Source organism: Desulfosarcina sp. (genome assembly GCF_041551955.1).
Taxonomy (GTDB): Bacteria; Desulfobacterota; Desulfobacteria; order Desulfobacterales; family Desulfosarcinaceae; genus Desulfosarcina.
In genome coordinates this window covers 1-17,907 of the sequence record NZ_JBFELV010000058.1, presented here as the reverse complement: position 1 = coordinate 17,907, position 17,907 = coordinate 1, and the positions used below count along the sequence as shown (strand labels likewise).

General features: G+C 57.3%; 22 protein-coding genes. 11 read left to right on the top strand and 11 right to left on the bottom strand.

What is annotated here, in order from left to right:
- Together ABYV26_RS06885 and ABYV26_RS06880 are read left to right on the top strand one after the other, a co-directional pair.
- Nucleotides 1-367: YchJ family protein (locus ABYV26_RS06885; RefSeq protein WP_372679447.1), on the top strand; the 367-nt coding region annotated here is incomplete at its 5' end.
- Nucleotides 368-507: 140 nt separating this feature from the next.
- Nucleotides 508-1,041 carry a nitroreductase family protein gene (locus ABYV26_RS06880; protein WP_372679446.1) on the top strand — a complete coding sequence of 178 codons (534 nt, stop codon included), beginning with the start codon at nt 508-510 and terminating at the stop codon, nt 1,039-1,041.
- Between the two features lie 65 nt (nt 1,042-1,106).
- Here the strand turns inward: ABYV26_RS06880 and ABYV26_RS06875 are convergent, their stop codons facing one another.
- Nucleotides 1,107-1,661, bottom strand: a complete 555-nt coding sequence (locus ABYV26_RS06875) for a hypothetical protein (RefSeq protein WP_372679444.1) — start codon at nt 1,659-1,661, stop codon at nt 1,107-1,109.
- 125 nt (nt 1,662-1,786) lie between these two features.
- Between ABYV26_RS06875 and ABYV26_RS06870 the strand changes: the two genes are divergently transcribed.
- Nucleotides 1,787-2,095 (top strand): hypothetical protein, encoded by a 309-nt coding sequence (locus tag ABYV26_RS06870; protein ID WP_372679442.1) that lies wholly within the window; start codon nt 1,787-1,789, stop codon nt 2,093-2,095.
- A gap of 137 nt (nt 2,096-2,232) precedes the next feature.
- On the opposite strand, the gene ABYV26_RS06865 is transcribed toward ABYV26_RS06870, so the two are convergent.
- A complete protein-coding gene (locus ABYV26_RS06865; RefSeq protein ID WP_372679440.1) occupies nt 2,233-2,433 on the bottom strand; it encodes a YwbE family protein in 201 nt (66 codons plus the stop codon).
- Nucleotides 2,434-2,457: 24 nt separating this feature from the next.
- Nucleotides 2,458-3,540 carry a transcription termination factor Rho gene (gene rho, locus ABYV26_RS06860; protein ID WP_372679438.1) on the bottom strand — a complete coding sequence of 361 codons (1,083 nt, stop codon included), beginning with the start codon at nt 3,538-3,540 and terminating at the stop codon, nt 2,458-2,460.
- Between the two features lie 372 nt (nt 3,541-3,912).
- Between rho and ABYV26_RS06855 the strand changes: the two genes are divergently transcribed.
- Entirely contained in the window at nt 3,913-4,497 is a 585-nt protein-coding gene (locus ABYV26_RS06855; RefSeq protein ID WP_372679436.1) for a DUF309 domain-containing protein, read from the top strand.
- Nucleotides 4,498-4,507: 10 nt separating this feature from the next.
- On the opposite strand, the gene ABYV26_RS06850 is transcribed toward ABYV26_RS06855, so the two are convergent.
- Both ABYV26_RS06850 and ABYV26_RS06845 read right to left on the bottom strand, forming a co-directional pair.
- Nucleotides 4,508-5,014: an HNH endonuclease gene (locus ABYV26_RS06850; protein ID WP_372679435.1), complete on the bottom strand. Its 507-nt coding sequence runs from the start codon at nt 5,012-5,014 to the stop codon at nt 4,508-4,510.
- Nucleotides 5,011-5,136: a hypothetical protein gene (locus ABYV26_RS06845; protein WP_372679433.1), complete on the bottom strand. Its 126-nt coding sequence runs from the start codon at nt 5,134-5,136 to the stop codon at nt 5,011-5,013. Before ABYV26_RS06845 ends, ABYV26_RS06850 begins: the two co-directional genes overlap by 4 nt.
- A 201-nt stretch (nt 5,137-5,337) precedes the next feature.
- Here ABYV26_RS06845 and ABYV26_RS06840 point away from each other — a divergent pair, with 201 nt between their 5' ends.
- Nucleotides 5,338-6,717 (top strand): FAD-binding oxidoreductase, encoded by a 1,380-nt coding sequence (locus ABYV26_RS06840; protein ID WP_372679431.1) that lies wholly within the window; start codon nt 5,338-5,340, stop codon nt 6,715-6,717.
- Between the two features lie 334 nt (nt 6,718-7,051).
- Here the strand turns inward: ABYV26_RS06840 and ABYV26_RS06835 are convergent, their stop codons facing one another.
- Both ABYV26_RS06835 and ABYV26_RS06830 read right to left on the bottom strand, forming a co-directional pair.
- A complete protein-coding gene (locus tag ABYV26_RS06835) occupies nt 7,052-7,366 on the bottom strand; it encodes a hypothetical protein (protein ID WP_372679429.1) in 315 nt (104 codons plus the stop codon).
- A 208-nt stretch (nt 7,367-7,574) separates the two neighbouring features.
- Entirely contained in the window at nt 7,575-8,042 is a 468-nt protein-coding gene (locus tag ABYV26_RS06830) for a pyridoxamine 5'-phosphate oxidase family protein (RefSeq protein ID WP_372679427.1), read from the bottom strand.
- A 342-nt stretch (nt 8,043-8,384) separates the two neighbouring features.
- Between ABYV26_RS06830 and ABYV26_RS06825 the strand changes: the two genes are divergently transcribed.
- From ABYV26_RS06825 to ABYV26_RS06800, 6 genes are all read left to right on the top strand, one after another.
- Nucleotides 8,385-9,392 (top strand): ABC transporter ATP-binding protein, encoded by a 1,008-nt coding sequence (locus tag ABYV26_RS06825; protein ID WP_372679426.1) that lies wholly within the window; start codon nt 8,385-8,387, stop codon nt 9,390-9,392.
- Entirely contained in the window at nt 9,389-10,372 is a 984-nt protein-coding gene (locus ABYV26_RS06820) for an ABC transporter ATP-binding protein (protein ID WP_372679424.1), read from the top strand. The genes ABYV26_RS06825 and ABYV26_RS06820 overlap by 4 nt, the downstream gene beginning before the upstream one ends.
- 38 nt (nt 10,373-10,410) lie before the next feature.
- Nucleotides 10,411-11,922 (top strand): ABC transporter substrate-binding protein, encoded by a 1,512-nt coding sequence (locus ABYV26_RS06815; protein WP_372679423.1) that lies wholly within the window; start codon nt 10,411-10,413, stop codon nt 11,920-11,922.
- Between the two features lie 6 nt (nt 11,923-11,928).
- Nucleotides 11,929-12,894: an ABC transporter permease gene (locus tag ABYV26_RS06810; RefSeq protein ID WP_372679421.1), complete on the top strand. Its 966-nt coding sequence runs from the start codon at nt 11,929-11,931 to the stop codon at nt 12,892-12,894.
- Nucleotides 12,895-12,901: 7 nt separating this feature from the next.
- Nucleotides 12,902-13,786, top strand: coding sequence for an ABC transporter permease (locus ABYV26_RS06805; protein ID WP_372679420.1), 885 nt, complete (start codon nt 12,902-12,904; stop codon nt 13,784-13,786).
- Between the two features lie 164 nt (nt 13,787-13,950).
- On the top strand, nt 13,951-15,102 hold the full coding sequence (locus ABYV26_RS06800; RefSeq protein ID WP_372679418.1) for a M20 family metallopeptidase: 1,152 nt from the start codon (nt 13,951-13,953) through the stop codon (nt 15,100-15,102).
- A gap of 27 nt (nt 15,103-15,129) precedes the next feature.
- Here ABYV26_RS06800 and ABYV26_RS06795 read toward each other — a convergent pair whose 3' ends face one another.
- From ABYV26_RS06795 to ABYV26_RS06780, 4 genes are all read right to left on the bottom strand, one after another.
- Nucleotides 15,130-15,768, bottom strand: coding sequence for a septal ring lytic transglycosylase RlpA family protein (locus ABYV26_RS06795; RefSeq protein ID WP_372679417.1), 639 nt, complete (start codon nt 15,766-15,768; stop codon nt 15,130-15,132).
- Between the two features lie 41 nt (nt 15,769-15,809).
- The gene (locus tag ABYV26_RS06790) at nt 15,810-16,946 is read right to left on the bottom strand and encodes a beta-ketoacyl-ACP synthase III (protein WP_372679415.1); all 1,137 of its coding nucleotides are present in this window, start codon (nt 16,944-16,946) and stop codon (nt 15,810-15,812) included.
- 135 nt (nt 16,947-17,081) lie between these two features.
- Complete coding sequence (locus ABYV26_RS06785; RefSeq protein WP_372679413.1) at nt 17,082-17,579, bottom strand: GNAT family N-acetyltransferase; 498 nt, start codon at nt 17,577-17,579, stop codon at nt 17,082-17,084.
- Between the two features lie 4 nt (nt 17,580-17,583).
- The coding region (locus tag ABYV26_RS06780) for a PLP-dependent transferase (protein WP_372679411.1) at nt 17,584-17,907 on the bottom strand (324 nt) is incomplete at its 5' end.

Genomic DNA, 17,907 nt, shown 5'->3' with positions numbered 1-17,907 from the left:
GAAAAAAAACTTCGATTATATTTTTGAGACCACGCATCCTTCGAATCGCCAGGAGGCCGACCGGAAAGGCACGGCAGCCTGGTCCAGGAAGCTCGACTGGCAGTGGCTGGAGGTTCGGAATTCAGAAAATGGCGGTCCGGACGATTCAGTCGGCACGGTGGAGTTTCTGGCACGCTACCGCAAAGACAGCAAGGCGTTCGATCACCATGAAATTGCAGAATTTGTCAAGGAAGACGGCCGCTGGTATTTCAAGGACGGCCAGGCGCCGGAGCCTGTACAGACCGTCCGTCAAGGTCCGAAAATCGGGAGAAACGACCCGTGCACATGCGGCAGTGGTAAAAAGTATAAGAAATGCTGCGGTGCTTGAGTTCGGAGGACAGCGGACTGGGGACTGAGGACTGAGGACTGAGACCAGGAACCAGGAACCAGAAACCAGAGACCAGGAACCAGGGACCAGGAACGGTAAAATGAAGCCGTGAACCCAGAACCAGGATAGTAGGAGAGAATATGTTTATCGACCTGTTGAGATCGCGCCGGAGTATTCGTAAATTTGAGGATAGACCCGTTGAAGCGGAAAAGCTTGACCTGATCCTGGAGGCGGTCCTTCGTTCTCCATCTTCTCGAGGGTTCAATCCTTGGGAGTTTGTTGTGGTCACCGACCCTGCGATCATCAAGCGACTGTCAACCGCCAAACCCCACGGGGCCTCGTTCCTGGCCAACGCCCCGCTGGCCATCGTGGTTTGCGCGGATCCGGGCAAATCGGATGTCTGGGTTGAAGACGCCGCCATTGCCGCCATTATACTGCACCTGGCGGCCACCGACCTCGGCCTGGGCAGCTGCTGGATTCAATTGCGCAAGCGTGATTATGATGACTCAACCACTGCCGGGGAATTTGCGGCCGATGCGCTGGGCCTGCCGGATAAATTGGTGGTCTCTGCCATCATGGCCATCGGCTATCCGGCCCGGCAGCCGTCACCCCACCCGAAGGCATCCCTTCAGGTCGACAAGGTGAGTGTCAATCGGTATGGCAACAAAGAATGACGGCTTCGTAAAATGCCCGATATCTGCGTTACGCTTCATCCCTTTTCACGTTAGCAATCCCAGATTCAGGAAGGCCCGAAGGCACTTTCGAAGAGATCACGAAGGGCTTTTTTACCGTCATCGGTGAGATTCCGGGTGCCGGTGCCAGCAAAGCTGTTCTTCTCGATTGTCGGCACCCCTGTTATCCACCTGCCGCCTTCCCAGACAAACCAGCCCCTGCGATCCTGATCATAGACATGCACCGGCCGGTTGAACAGCTTGGCCAATTCCACGCCCCAGCCGGTCCCTCCCTTGACCGTGTCATCCGGCTGAATCCACCCCACGGCAATTACATGGTAACCGCTGTTGACCATGTGAAAAATAGTTTGGATCACCTTGCGAATCTTGTTGGCCTGGGCGAATTTGCGACCCATGCGGACCGACACGATCTCCATGCTTACGTTGCCCTTGTCCAACTCTTCCGCTGTCAGCTCGCGGACCCCGCGTGAACGTTCAATGTTGTGTCCCTCAAACGAAAAGTTGACCTCCTGGATGCCCCAGGCTTCGGCCAGTCGGCCGAATTCGGATTCGGCACCTTTGTGACCGCCGCTGTAAAGGGTAATATGGGAACGATCTGCCATCATTTTCTCCTTTGGAAACAAGTATTGGTGTCAATAAAGAAAATAGATCCGTTCGCTAAAGGCGGCCGGATGGTTAAATAACTCTCCCTAAAAAAACCGCACCCCGCCGTGGCTGGCGGGGTGCGGTGGAAATAGTAAGTGCAGAATCGACAAATGCAACCATAGACAACCGATTTATTCTAAAATTTAATGAATCTTTGTTGTCGGTTCACCCTTATCCAGCCGAAAATCTCGATTGCATGACCCGATTGGACGGTGTATCGTTAACTGGTATTGAGCCATCCATCGAAATGGATGCGGCTTTTGTCCCATCACCGCCTTATGGGAGGCGTACCATGTCGAAGTCACGAGACACGAAGAAAGATACCAAGAAAAAGCCTGCTCAGACCCTCAAGGAAAAGAAAAAAAACAAACAGGAAAAGAAGCGGCCCTGAAGCGCTTATAAACTCGGATAGCCAGCGTATTTTTCTGTTAGCGGTCGGTTGGGCGACCCCGTCACCCAAACAGCATCCTTGCTGAACGCTGTTCCTTGGCGTGCCGGCTTCATCCTCAACCGCTTCTCCTCGAGCCACTACAGTGCTGACAGGATTGCCTTGACCCGCCCCACCTGGCCGTCGGTCAGGCGCACCTTGATGCCGTGGGGGTGATGAGGGGAACGGGTGAGGACCGCCTCGACCGTACCTCGGGTGAGGTGGCCGCTGCGTTGGTCTGCTTTGCGTACGATGTCCACCCCGGTGCCTGGGTGGATGTTTTTTCGATACTGGCCGTCCATTTGCCTGAGCCCTCGTTCACGCGATTAATTGCGACTGTGACGGTCCAAGTATTCCAGCAGGTCCGTCATGGCCTCGGTGGCATCCCGCTGCGACACGGTTCGACGGATTTCGACGATCTTCTTGAGTTCATCCTTGTCCAGCAGCAGTTCCTCTTTTCGCGTGCCGCTCAGGCGGATGTCTATGGCCGGGAAAATCCGGTGTTCGGCACAATCGCGGCTGAGGACCAGGTCCATATTGCCGGTTCCCTTGAACTCCTGGTAAATGATGTCGTCCATCCGACTGCCGGTCTCCACGAGAATGGTGGCGATGATCGTCAGCGAGCCGCCGCCTTCGATATTCCTGGCGGCGCCGAAGATCTTGCGCGGTACTTCCATGGCGTTGGCGCCGAGGCCACCCGAGAGCGTCCGCCCATAGCTTTCCGTCTCGGCGTTGAAAGCCCGCGCCATGCGGGTCAGCGAATCGATGAAGACGACCGTGTCCCGGCCGACTTCCGCGCAACGCATGGCGGTGTGCACCGCCAGACGGGTCATGCGCATGTGCTGGCCGATGCTCTGGTCTGCGGAAGAGTAGAGCACATGGGCGTCTTTCAGGCCCCGCTTGAAGTCGGTCACCTCTTCCGGGCGTTCATTGACCAACAGAATAAATACGTTCATTTCCGGGTCATTGGCGGTGACCGAGTTGGCCATATGGCGCAACAGGGTGGTTTTCCCGGATTTGGGCGGAGAGATGATCAAGCCGCGCTGCCCCCGGCCAATGGGGACGATGAGGTCGAGGGCCTGACCGGTGAGGTCCTTTGGCCCCTGTGACATGCGCAGCCGCTGGTCGGGATTGACGCTGGTCATGGTGTGCATGGTTTCGGTCTGTGCATAGCGCTCCAGGGGCAGGCCATTGACCTGTTCCACAGCCGCCAGCTTCAAGTTCTGGTTGCCGGGATTACCGGGTTCCCCCTGGCCTTCGATGAAGGTCCCCTCCCGCAGGCCGAATTTGCTGATCATAAACGCCGGGACAAAGGTGTCCTCCGGACCGGCCTGGTAATTATTATCTATGTTTCGGAGAAAACCGAATCCTTTATCCAGTATTTCAAGGTGTCCACTTACCGGTTCCACAGGTTGACTCCCGGGTTTATTGCTGTTTATCAGCGTCTTTGAAGGGCATGATCTCGATCCAGTACCCGTCAGGATCTGAAATAAACTATAGGCTCATCCCTTCCTAATGATTGGAATGCACGACATGTGCGGATTCGTCGAGTTGTCGGTGCCGGGATGGGGGTGGCTATGAACCGCTGCAATCAGCGCATCCGCCGTTGCCTGCAGCGGGAAATCTTCTAAATGAATACCCTTGCAATAGTTGTCAAACCGGCGGGTTTTTCGCTACACTGGTGCTGGCGATGTAAAGATGTTGAAAATGCCGACTGAGTAAATGCCATAATAGAACAGTTGATCGGTGATGACAACCTAAATTACCAACAGGAGTCCGCCATGATTGACCGTCAACGTTTCGACCCCTTCAACAATCGATTGTGCCGCAATGTCCGCAACGCGCTGTCGGAAAATTTCAAGGAGGTGTTGAAACAAAATAAGATGCAGCCGGTACGGCGCGTAGCCGCCTTTTTTCAAAACGATCCGCTGCCGCCGTGTGTCCGGAGCTATATCGACCAGCGCTTGGCCGCCTACGAACAGGTGCTGGCGAATGTTCGTGACCATCAACGTGACCATCCGCTGGGCACTGCCGTTGAGATCTGGGACCAGCATCTTTTTTTTGAAACCCACGAGTATTTAGAACCATACTGGATGACTGCCGACGGGGACGAAAAAAAATTGCTGCAGGCCATCATCCGGGCGGCCGGTGCATACGTGCACCTGGAGCAAGGGAATCTCACCGGAGCCAGGCGTATTGCCGACAAGGCGGTCGCCGTGCTGGAGGTTCATCAGGACCGATTGGCCCCCTATGCCGACCCCCGGCTGCTTTTGGATAAGCTCAGGTCCCTGGACCCCACACCGCCGATGCTTGCTGGAACTGCCGGGCAGGCCAATCGGTCGATCCGGACCATCGATCGTCCTTGAGGTCATCGCATCACATCAATCCCAGTTCAACCAGCAGCTGGTAAACTCCGGAATGGCGAAGGCGAATCCGGATAAACTCGGCGATGGTGGGCTGCCAGGGGCGATGGCGCAGGGACATCCCAGCTTCCCGGGGCAGGCGCGCGCCCTTTTTGTGGTTGCAGGCCCGGCAGCAGGCCACGCAATTGTCAAAATCGTTTTTCCCACCCCGCGACCGTGGAATGACGTGGTCCATGGTGATGGGCTTGGTCCGGGATCCGCAATAGGCACAGGCAAACCGGTCCCGTGCCAGTACGTTTCGGCGTGAAAAGGGAACGCGGCTCCGGTAGACGCTTCTAACTACCTTGATAAGCACAGCCACCGCCGGTGCCCGGAAGGATCGGCTTACTCCCTGAATCACCCGATCCGAAAACTTCAGGACCCTGACTTTTTCGGCGAACATCAGGCTCATGGCTTTTTTCCAGTCTACCAGGCCGAGAAAAGAATAATCCCCGTTGAGCAGAACGCAGCTTCCGTTCATGACGCCGATTCCTCTTCCAGGGTGTAGACGTAAAAGGTGCAGACCATGGGCGGAATTTCATGCCATTTGGGCATGGGCAGATCACGCAGTCTTTCCAGGGCCCGCCGGGAAGCCGGTGTCATGAAATCCCCCTCAATGTGGTTGTCGCTTTAAAAATCAGGAAAGGCTGAATCGAATCTGGAATGAATGAATAAATCGGTTTTTCCCGCGATTGTCAATATGCAATCAATGGTGATTGACACCGGCGGTGGAACTTTTTTACAGTGATCCGTCGATACCTACATGCATCCGGCGTCAAACCGATCAAACCAAGGAGAAGAACCATGGAGCTGTTCACACAAGCCCAGATAAAAGCACTTACCAACTTCGTAGACCCTGAGCGCTTTTCCACCGGCCATTCCAACCGCGAGCTTCATATCAAGGATATCTCCCCCCACCGGGGAAAAATGCCTGCCGGCATCATCTGGCCCATGACTACCGGGGAAGTGTCCACCATCCTTGCCTATACCTATGCCCAAGATATTCCCGTTACGCCTTGGGGCGCCGGCACCAGCACCGAAGGCAACCCGCTGCCGATGCGTGGCGGTCTGGTGATGGACATGACCCGCATGAATCGGATTATTGCCATCCGGCCCCAGGATCTCCAGGCAGATGTCCAGCCGGGTGTATTTCGAAAAACCCTCAACCAGCATTCTGGCCGGTCGGGGCTTTTTTTTCCGCCGGACCCCGGTGCCGATGCCACCATCGGCGGCATGATCGCCAACAATGCCTCGGGTGTGCAGACTATCAAGTACGGCGCCACCAAGGACTACGTGATGCGCCTCGTGGTGGTGCTGCCAGACGGGCGGGTGATTCACACCGGCGGAAAGGCCCACAAATCCTCATCGGGCTACGACCTTACCCGGCTCTTCGTGGGGTCCGAGGGAACCTTGGGGGTGGTGACCGAAGCAACCTTGAAACTGGCCGGCATTCCCGTTGTCCACCTGGCCGCGACGGTTACCTTCGACTCCCTGGAGGCGGCCTCGGAAACCGTTGCGGTACTCATGGGATCGGGTTTGGCACCGGCGGCGCTGGAACTGCTCACCCCGGAACTCATCGCGCTGATGAACCGGGAGAAGGGCCTGGGACTCGACGAAAAGCCGTCCCTGTTCTGCGAATTTCACGGCGTCAGCGAAGCGGCATTGAAGGAGACCGCAGCGTTGGCAGAGACGCTGTGCAGGGACGGTGGCGCCCTTGACTTTAAAACCGGCGTCAAGGAACGGGAGCGCAGGGAGCTTTGGCGGGCCCGCCACGAGGCCTGGGAGACCATTCACCGGGCCTATCCCGGGCGGGAGACACTAATCGTCGACGCGGCGGTACCCATCTCCAGCTATCCCCAGATGGTCCTTTTTTCCCAGCAGCAGCTGGATGAAAAAAAGGCCGTTGGGTTTGTTTTCGGCCACGCCGGGGACGGCAACCTGCACGTGGTCATGGTGGGTGACCCAGCCGATGAAAAAGCATGGGCGGCACTCGAGACGATCAACCACAATATCGTCCACCGGGCGGTGGACGTGGGCGGAACTTGCACCGGCGAACACGGTATCGGTGTCGGCAAACGTCAATTCATGCAGCTGGAGCACGGTGAGGGTTATGACCTGATGAAGCAGATCAAGGACCTGATCGATCCCAAGGGGTTGATGAATCCGGGCAAGATGTTTCTGTAGAAGCAAAACATCCCAGTTCGGCCGATATCGGCGTTGGGCTCACCATTTCAATCCTCGACATACTACATGTATGCCTCCGGTTGAAATGACCGCCCGCCTTAACCGTATCGTAGCCTCGGATGGCCCGATCCATATAAAGGGCCTGGGTCGTGACGATGATGTCGCCGCCCTCGGGTTGGGCTTCGGCGGCATTGGACACCAGGTTCATGATGGTTTTGTTCAGATGAACCGAAGAACCCCTGATGTGGGGTAGAGCGGCCGACTGAATTTGGCAAACATCTGCCGTTCGGGCGTCTTGAACCATCCCGCCGCCGATTCGCGGCCGCGATTCGCTTTAATGATATCCAATTGCCGCTTGGCCGGGGTTTTCTGCCAGTCCAAAGGAATCCCCGCCTGTTAAAAAAACGAAATTGATGCGATCGCCGATGATGCCGCCAACGCCTTTTCCCCGGCTGATATAGTAGGGGTGCCGTTCGTGGTAGTGGACGATGATGCGGCCGCCGTTGTATGGATCACGGTTTGTTTCCCGAACCTCAAAGCCTGAACGGGATGGTATGGCCGGGTATAGGGTGGTTCTGATATACAGCGCCACGGTGATGGATGCCATACACACCGCACACACGACCATGGTCAATCTATCGGGTTTCATAAGGATGCTCTGTTTGCTGCGATGAAGGCGGCCTGTCGATCGGCAGGATACCTATCATCGCCGGCCGTGGATGAACACGCATCAGGCGATGAGTCAAAGGGTCGAGTTGGTACATCTGTAGCATGTCCATATCGTAGCCAATCCACTGAAAAAGCGGACAATCACGCATGACCATGGTGGGCGCAAAAGGGTCATGGCTGTCGGTGGGTTATTTTCTGGCTTTGCCGGCAAGGTGCTCGATGGTGACCCGCACCACAGCTGTTTGGTCCATCAAACGATCGATATACTCATCCCCGGCAGCCACGTGATCCGGGGCATATTTGGCCACCAGGGCACGCAGTACGTTTCTTTTCAATACGTTGACTTCGATGACGTCTGCACTGCCAGACACCACTACGCTTTCATAACGGGTGGAGAATTTTTCGGGCAGCAACTCGGTCTTTCCCACCACGCAGAAGGAGACCCCGTTGTTGGCGGTAATATTTTCCAGCTTCTGACCTTCAGTGGCGCAGTGGAAAAAGATGCTGTCTTCCATCACCACATAGTTCACTGGGATGCCGTAGGGCCGATTGTTTTTGTCCGACGTGCTCAAAATGCCGTACTCACCGCGTTTCAGCAGCGCCATGGCGGCGGCATCGTCAAGCCGCCGGTCCTCCCGTCTCAATGGTTTCGTCATGGGTCATCCCTTTTTGTGAACCCGTGCCAAAATGCAGGTTGTTGGGTTGGTTTTCCCTTTACACCCGGATACCTTTTTTTTGTGCGGATTGCAAATCAAACCAAACAATTACCAAATTGCTTATCGACAGTGGTTAGAAAAATGTTTAACCCTCGTTAAATATGATGTAAACTAAAGAATATTTCAGATGCCGTATCAAATCCCATCGGGTCTGTGCATCGCATGGTAAACCAGTTGGCACGGTTAACTCTAAAACTGGCCACGCATGCGAAAATTTCCAGAAATCCCCTTAAGCATCATTTAATCGAGTGGTCTGAACCATTCACACATTGAAACCTTGGTATGAACCTATCGGCTGCAGACAGAATTCTCGATGTTAACGGGCTGAAGACCTATTTCTTTTCCTCTAGAGGCGCCGCCCGGGCGGTAGATGGGGTTTCATTTCACCTCTCGGCGGGAGAGGTGCTGGGTGTCGTGGGTGAATCCGGAAGCGGAAAGAGTGTGACTGCCCAGTCCATCATGCGTTTGATACCCGACCCTCCCGGCAAGATCGTGGACGGTCGCATTCAATTCGACGGGATGAATCTGTTGGACCTGACGATGCAGCAGATGCGCCTCATTCGCGGCAATCGCATCGCCATGATTTTTCAAGAGCCGATGACCTCCTTGAATCCAGTTTTTACCATCGGCAACCAGATATCCGAAATGTTTATTCTGCATCGCAACGCCAGCCGAAAGGAGGCCCTGGATGTCTCCGTCGAGATGTTGGAACGAGTGCAGATTCCCGCCCCCAAGCGGCGCATCAATGAATATCCTCACCAGCTTTCCGGTGGCATGCGCCAGCGGGCCATGATCGCCATGGCGCTCTCGTGTGACCCGGAGATCCTGATTGCTGACGAGCCGACCACGGCGCTGGACGTGACCGTTCAGGCGCAGATTCTCGATCTGATGCTAAAACTCAAGGAAGATTTCGGAACCGCCGTTCAGATGATCACCCACGATTTGGGAGTGATTGCCGAGATGGCCGACCGCATCGTGGTCATGTATGCCGGCCGAGTGGTCGAGGAGGCATCAACGGTTGAGTTGTTTCGGCAACCGCTTCACCCCTACACCATCGGCCTGCTGAATTCGATACCCATTCTCGGGAGCCGGACAGCCGGTGAGAACAAACGGCTGAACGAGATCAAGGGGATGGTTCCCAGCCTGGTCGACTTGCCTGACGGCTGCAAATTCTGTGATCGCTGCAGCCGGGTCATGGCCGTCTGCCGTGGGCGGGAACCGGAACTGACCGAAGTCGCCAGCGGGCACAAGGTGCGCTGCTGGCTGCACGTGGAGCACCCCTCGTCATGAACGAAGCGCTGATCAGTGTTCGAGATTTGAACGTTCACTTTCCCATCAAGCGGGGCGTCCTTTCCAGGACTGTCGGTTACGTGTATGCCGTGGACGGGATCAGTTTTGAGCTGGCAAAAGGGGAAACCCTGGGCATCGTCGGTGAATCGGGTTGTGGAAAAACCACCGCGGGCATGGCGGTTACCCAACTCATCCCGATCACCAGCGGCACCGTGACGTGGAAGGGCCAGGATATGCGGGAGTTGAGCCGGTCCGGCCTGCGCAAGTTGCGGCGGGAGATGCAGCTCATTTTTCAGGATCCCTATTCCTCGCTGAACCCGCGTATGCGAGTCGATGACATCCTTTCCGACCCCATGGACGTGCACGGCGTGTACACGGGGGCTAAACGGCGGGAGCGTCTGGCTTTCCTGTTGGATACAGTGGGGTTGGCCCCGGAACATGGCCGCCGCTTTCCGCACGAGTTTTCCGGTGGCCAGCGCCAGCGCATCGGCATCGCCCGTGCTCTGGCACTAGATCCGTCGGTGATCATCGGCGACGAACCGGTATCGGCGCTGGATGTCTCCATCCAGGCCCAGATCATCAACCTGCTCATGGACCTCAAGGCCAACTTCGACCTCTCGCTGATCATTATTTCCCACGATCTGGCCGTTGTGGAGTATATCTGTGACCGCATCGTTGTCATGTACCTGGGCAAAGTCATGGAAACGGCTGCATACAGAGACCTGTACGGAGGTGCCAAGCACCCATACACTCAGGCCCTGCTTTCCGCTGTACCCGTACCCGATCCCCTGCGTAAAAAAGAACGCACCATACTCAAAGGAGACGTACCCAGCCCCATCGATCCTCCGTCCGGCTGCCGGTTTCACACCCGCTGTCCCGAACGGATGACGATATGCGACCAAACGGCTCCCGAGATGATTGATTTCGGCAACGGCCATCAGGCCGCCTGCCACCTATACACAAGCGCTGACGCGCAATGACGATCAATGACCTATCAACCGATAAAGGAGGCTGTTACATGAAACGTATCGCATTGACCCTGATCCTCGCCCTGCTGGCTCTGCCCGCCATCGCGATGGCCAAAACCGACCTGGTGGTGGTGACCGACGCGCCACCCAAATCCATGAACCCCCACGCCTATTCTTCCGATGCCAATCTTTCTTACATGTCCAACTTCTTCGATGGGCTGCTGCAGCGCCCCGCGCCGGACGGCAAGCTGTCACCGGCACTGGCCGTAAAATGGGAGCGGCTGGATGCCCTGACCTGGAAATTCGAACTGCGCAAGGGGGTCAAGTTTCACAACGGCAATGATTTTACCGCCGCGGACGTCAAGTTTACTTTCGAGCGCATGAAGGACCCGCAGTTTTCCAAGCTGCTCAACATCGCCAACTCCATCGACGCCATCGAAACGCCCGACGACCACACGGTGATCTTCAAGAATGTCAAACCGGTGCCCTGGTTCGCCGAGACCATGCACCAGAATTTCATCGTGGACATGGAATCCTCCGAGGGTCGCGATGAAGGCGACTACAACACCAAACCTATCGGCACCGGTGCATACAAATTTGTGGAGTGGGTCAAAGGTTCCTATATTCGCATGGCCGCCAACGCCGACTATTGGGAGGGTGCTCCAAAATACCAGACGGTAGACATCCGTCCGATCACCGAAGAGGCCACCCGTTTTGCCGCCTTGGCCGGCAAACAGGCCGACATCGTCAACGGTGTACCCGTATCCCTGATCGAACGCATCGAAAAGATGGCCCATGTGGAGCTGATTTCGCGTCCGGCCAGGCGCGCCATCTATATGGGGATGTCCAACAAGCCGGGCACTCCCTTCGCCGACGTCCGCGTTCGCAAGGCCATTGCCCACGCCATCAACGAGGATGAAGTCATCGACAAGATTATGCGCGGCCAGGCCACGGCAGCTGCCCAGGTGCCGGATGTCCCCACCGTCGGCTACCTGCCCGGCTTGGAGCGGCTGCCCTATGACCCTGCCCTGTCGAAAAAACTGCTCGCCGAGGCCGGATATGCCGATGGTTTTGACATTACCGTGGCCGGCCCCAACGACCGCTATGTCAACGATGAGAAGATCTGTGAAGCCGTCGCCAAGTATCTTGCCAAGGTCGGCTTGAAAGTGAAGCTGGATGTGAAGCCCAAGTCCATCTTTTTCGACGAACTTACCGATTACAAACACAGCTTCTACCTGATCGGCTGGTTTGATGGTTCCTATGATCTCGGCCGCAGCGCCGAAAAGCTGTTGCACACCCCTGACAAGGACAAGGGCATGGGCACATACAACGGTGGCATGTATTCCGACCCGGAGATTGACCAAATGATCATCGCGTCTTCCTCTATCATCGACCGGGCCGAACGGGAGAAAGCCCTTCAGGCCATCAACAAGAAGTCCGTCGACGACGTGGCCTGGATCCCGCTGCACTACCAGCAGGATATTTATGCGGTGGTCAAGGCTTCGGGGGTCCAGTTCACCCCGCGGCCGGATCAGTGGATTGTGGCCAAGGAAATCAAGTAGTATTCCATGGCCACTTATCTGATCAAACGGCTGCTCCAGGGAATCGTCGTCTTGCTGGCGGTTTCCTTTGTGTGCTTCATCATGTTCCGCTACACCGGCGATCCGGTGATGATGCTGGCCGGCAAATATGCGACCCAGCAGGAGCGCGAGATGGTGCGGGTGTCCTACGGGCTGGACCGCCCCATTTACATTCAGTACATCAGTTTCATCGGTGGCGCGCTCAAAGGCAACTTCGGTAAATCCTACATCAGTTCCGTGGACGCCCTGGATATGATCCTGGAACGTATGCCGGCGACATTGGAGCTGGCCTTCACCGCCATCTGCATCTCGTTCATCCTGGGGGTGGGACTGGGGGTGGTGGTCTCGGTTTGGCCCACCGGGTGGGTCTCCCGGACGATCATGGCCGGATCCATCGTGGGTATCTCCATTCCCACCTTCCTGATCGGCATCCTGATGGTGATGGCGTTTTCGGTCTACTTGGAGGTGCTGCCTTCTTTTGGCCGCGGTGAAACCGTTCAGATCGGCTTTTGGCGCACCGGACTGCTGACGATCGACGGCTGGAAGCACATCGTTCTGCCGGCGGTCACGCTTTCCGGATACCAGCTGGCCGTGCTGCTGCGCCTCACACGCGCCGGCATGCGCGAAGTGCTTTCCGAGGAGTACATCAAGACGGCCTGGGCCAAAGGGCTGTCACCTTTCAAGGTGATCCTCAAACACGCCCTGAGAAACGTGTTGATCCCGGTAGTGACCATTGCCGGGCTCTCTTTCGGCGAACTCGTGGCCTTTTCCATCGTCACCGAGACCATCTTTCAGTGGCCGGGCATGGGCAACCTGCTGCTGACATCCATTTTTGAAACCGACCAGCCGGTGATCGTCACTTACATCATGCTGGCGGCGGTGATCATTTTGACCATTAATATTCTGGTAGATTTAATGTACGCGTTTCTCAACCCGAAAATCAGATTCGAGTAGCATGCTTATGGCCGGTATTTTGAAATCCCAGCACGTTCGCAATTACCTGCGGGACCCGTCCGCCCTGATCGGCAGCATCCTCCTGCTGATTTTTTTCTTCTGCGCGGTTTTCGCGCCATTGATCGCACCCATGGATCCTTATGACCTGACCACCGTGGATCTGGGCAATTTTCTACTTCCGCCCGCCTGGATGGACGGCAGTGTATCGGCCTTTCCGCTGGGCACCGACGACCAGGGGCGCGGCATCCTCTCCACAATCCTATACGGGCTGCGCACATCGCTGATCGTCGGTTTCTCGGTGGTGGCCATCTCCAGCGTTATCGGCATCGTCATGGGCATGCTGGCCGCTTACTATGGCGGCGTTCTGGATGCCGTGGTCATGCGCCTGGCCGACACGGTGTTTGCTTTTTCCACCACCCTGCTGGCCGTACTGCTGCTGGGGGTGTTCGAGACCCGCGGCGTGGTCACGGTAATCTTCGCCATCTGCATTGCCGACTGGGTCAAGTACGCCCGCACCATCCGCGGCAGCGTGCTCGAGATCAAGGACAATGCCTATGTGGTTGCCGCCCGATCCTCCGGGGCCGGGGACTTTCGCATCCTTTTTCGCCACATCCTGCCCAACGCGCTGCCGCCAATTTTTGTGGTCATGGCCGTTGATCTGGCCGTGGTGATCATGCTGGAGGCAACCCTGAGCTTTCTGGGGGTCGGCGTGCCGCTCACCGAACCGTCCATCGGCATGATGATCGCCATCGGCAAGAATTACATCTATGCTGGCATGTGGTGGCTGACCCTGTTCCCCGGCGCCACCCTGATCCTGTTGGTGGTGGCCATCAACCTTTTTTCCGACTGGCTAAGGGATGAGCTGAATCCCAAGCTGGCCCGCCAAACCTAATCGGACAGAAGCTGGAGGGCTCCAGACTCAGCGTTGCCAAGAGTTCGCAGTAGAGGCACTACGGCTTCACCCTTGGCGCCTTGATTCTGAAGCCCTCCAGCCTCTGCCTGGAACACCTCCATACAAGGTCAGATTCAAGGTAAACAGAGTTAATGCAGACAGACATGAAAGCATACATTGATAGCCGGATAGACGACTTTCTCAGCGACCTGGAGGCCCTGGTCAACATCGACAGCAGTAGCGACAACCTTGCCGGCATCGAGGCCGTGGCGCAGTTTCTCATCCACCGTCTGGCGGCGATCGGTTTCTCTACCCGTCTGGATAAGTTGGGACGCAGGGGGGTGCCCTGTTTAGAGGCGCGTAATGGCCCGGAAGGTGAGATGGTCGACGTCATGTTTCTGGGGCACATGGACACGGTCTTTCCGACGGGTGAAGTGGAAAAACGACCCTTTGCCGCGGACCGCGACCGGGCCACCGGTCCCGGTGTCTGCGACATGAAGGGCGGATTGCTGGTCGCCCTGCATGTCCTGGAGGTCCTTTACCACGACGGCGTGCTGGACCAATTGTCGATTGGCGTCTGCTTCAATGGCGATGAAGAAGTGGGTTCGGGATCGTCCAGAGCGTGGATCGAGGCCCATGCCCGCTACAGCCGGCGGGTGTTCGTCTTCGAACCCTGCCGTCCGGGGCACCGGTTCGTTCTGCAGCGCAAAGGGGGCGGCGGTTACACGCTCAACGCCAGGGGCACGTCGGCCCATGCCGGGGTGGAGCCGGAAAAGGGGGCCAACGCCGCCGTGGAGATCGCTCACCAGACGATTGCCATCCAGCAATTCAACGACCAGGCCGGCGGGGGTGCTTCGGCCCATGTGACCGTGATTCGCGGCGGGGAGAAAACCAACATCATACCGGACGAGGCGCGGGCTTCTGTGGATGTCCGCGTGGTACGTAACAGCGACGTGGCCCCGGTCGAGGCGTTTTTTCAATCGCTGCCGGCGCACACCCATGTGCCGGGGGTTACCCTGACGGTGAGCGGTGCCGTCAGCCGCCCGCCCATGGAACCCGATGAAGGAACCCTGCAGCTATGGCATCTTTTCGAAACCAGGGCGGCGGAGATGGGGCTGGTGATCGATCATATCGCCACGGGCGGGTGCTCGGACGGCAACTTCGCTTCCGCCCTGGGGGTGCCCACCATCGACGGCATGGGGTTGGTGGGCGGCAATGCCCACCGCCATGACGAATATGTGGAGTTGGGCAGTGTTGTGCCCCAGATCCAGCTAATCGCTTCCGTGTGTAAGACGATCGCTCAGGAGAAGAAGTAACGTGCAGCGCATTCATCTTTAGATCCATCACCCCTCCAGTTCGACCGTCTCCACCAATACCCGGGCTGTTCCCTGCTTATAGAACCCTAATTTTTTGGCGGCCCCCGCACTCAGATCGATCATGCGCCCTTCGATAAAGGGCCCGCGGTCGTTCACCCGGACGACGATGCTGCGCCGGTTGGACAGGTTGGTCACGCGTACGAAGATGGGCAGGGGCAGGTGTTTGTGGGCGGCGCTCAGCCCATTGGGATTGAAGGCTTCGCCGTTGGCCGTCATGTGGCCGCCCCGCTGCCGGTAGGTTTCGTTGCCGTACCAAGAGGCGATGCCTTTTTCACGATAGGTCTTGGCCTGCGCCATTGTCATGGGCACGTATCGCTTGCCCCGGACCGTATAGGGGGAGGCTTTGACGCGGCCTTGGGCGATGGCCTCCTTGGGGGACAGGCCGTCGATGGTGTCGATGTCGTCATGGGTCAAGGGCCATGAGAGGGGGGCGGTGACCACGTCGAAGGTGAATTCGCCGACCGTGTAGACGGTGCTTCCGGCAAATTTGGTTACCTTGTAGGCCATGACCACGGTTCCCTTGGTCAGCCGGTAGGTGGTTCGTATCACCCCGCAGGAGGAAAGGATCAGACATGACGCAGCCAGCAGGACGATACAATAGCGCACTGGCCGATTGCTTTTCCGATTTTGCATGTTTGCAGTAGTTGTTAGCGTTTTCTCACCACCAGGCTGCCGATGGAATAGCCCGCACCGAAGGAGCAGATGACGCCGTGGTCGCCGGGTTTCAGATCCTGGTGGTAGAGGTGAAAGGCGATCAGCGAACCGGCCGAGGCGGTGTTGGCGTAGCGGTCAAGTACAATGGGTGCCTCATCGAAGGTCGCCTCGCGCCCCAGCAGCCGGCCGCCGATATGCAGGTTCATGTTGATGTTGGCCTGGTGAAGCCACCAGCGTTTGATGTCGGGCACGTTCAGTCCGTGCCGGGAGATATGGTCGGTCAAATGCTGGACGGCCAAAGGGCAGACCTCTTTGAACACGCGGCGGCCGTTTTGGTGAAACAGCTTGTCGGCACCGAACGGGTCCACATCGTTGGCCCGGCTGACATAACCGAAGTTGGAGCGCACATGGCTGGAGAACTTGGTTTTGGCCCGGGTGCCGAGAATTTCATAGCTGTGCAGCGCCGTGCTGGTTTCAGCGCGTTCAACGATGGTCGCCGTGGCCACGTCGCCGAAGATGAAATGGCTGTCCCGGTCGCAGTAATTGACCTGGGGCGATGTCAGTTCCGGGTTGATGGCCAGCACGCAGCGGGCCGTGCCGGCCGCGACCATTTCGTAGGCGCGGTGCAGGGCAAAGGTGGCCGCCGAGCATGCCACCAGCATGTCGAAACCGAAACCCTCGATGCCTAAGGCCTCCTGCACTTCGATGGCGATGGCCGGATAGGACCGCTGGGTGTAGGCGCAGGAGACGATGACCGCATCGATGTCGGCCGCCGTCTTGCCGGCGGCATCCATGGCACCGCGGGCGGCGTGGACGGCCATTTCGGCCTGGTCGGAAAGCGCCTCGTCCGGTCGCTCAGGAATGGCCGGGCGCATGCGGTCAACATCCAGAATGCCATCCTTGATGTAGGCATAGCGCTGTTTGATACCCGAGGCCTTTTCGATGAATTCCACCGAACTCAGCGGCTTGGCGTCAAGTTCGCCTGCCGTGATGGCCTCGGCATGCCGGTCATTGTAGCGGTTGGCCCATTCGTTGTAGGCGGTTACCAGTTCGTCATTGGTGATGATATGGTCGGGCGTCCACAGGCCGCTGCCGCTGATGACAACCCTGGGTCGTGCTGATGATGACATGGCGATCCTTTGCAATCATTTCAAAATCGGTTGTTGGGGCGGCATTCTGCCGTGATCCAAATTTTCTCAGAACGCATTCTTCGCGGCTGGTCGTCGCTCCAACATGAAGATTGAACCTTTCGTTTCCGCCTTGCATTACAACATAACCTTCAAAAACGCCACGGCAAAGGGCAGGTGGGGAAAGGTTTTGGTTTCCCCTTCTTCAAACCCCAGGGCCTTATAGAAATCCTTCAATCCGGCATCGGCGGCGATGATTCCGATGTCAACGGTGGATGCGCCTGTTTGTCGGGCATGGGTAATGGCCTGGCGGACCAGACGGGTTCCGTATCCCTGCCCGCGGTGGTGCGGCAATACGGCCAGCCGTTCCATATAGCAGACCGTAGGCGATGGGTTTTCCACACCCACACATCCAACGGCAGTGCCATCGGCAATCAGGAGGTAATAGCGCACCCCCCGCGATAGATCCCTTTCAACCCATTTACGGGTATAATTGGACGGGTGCCTGGGGCAGTTTTGTGGGGTCAGTTCGAACCGCTCGGCCACATCGGCGAAACTGTCGCGGATCAACCTGGACAACCGACCGGCATCATTTTGCGTCGCTTGAACAAAGTACGCTTTGTCAGGCCTCACCATCGGCTTATCCGTTTAAGGCGTTCTCAAAATCGTCGACCAGATCCTGCGTGTCTTCGATCCCCACGGAGAGGCGGATCAGGGAGTCGCTGATGCCGGCTACCTGGCGTTCCTCGGCGCTCATGCCCGCATGCGAGGTGGTGGAAGGCCGGGTGACCAGCGTCTCCACGCCCCCTAAACTGGGGGCGATGATCGGCACCGTCACGCGCTGCATGAAGCGTTCGGCGGCGTCCAGGCCGCCTTTCAATTCGAAACTGACCATTCCGCCGAATCCTTCCAGCAGTTCTCTGGCACGGCCATGGCCGGGGTGGTCGGGCAGGCCGGGGTAGTT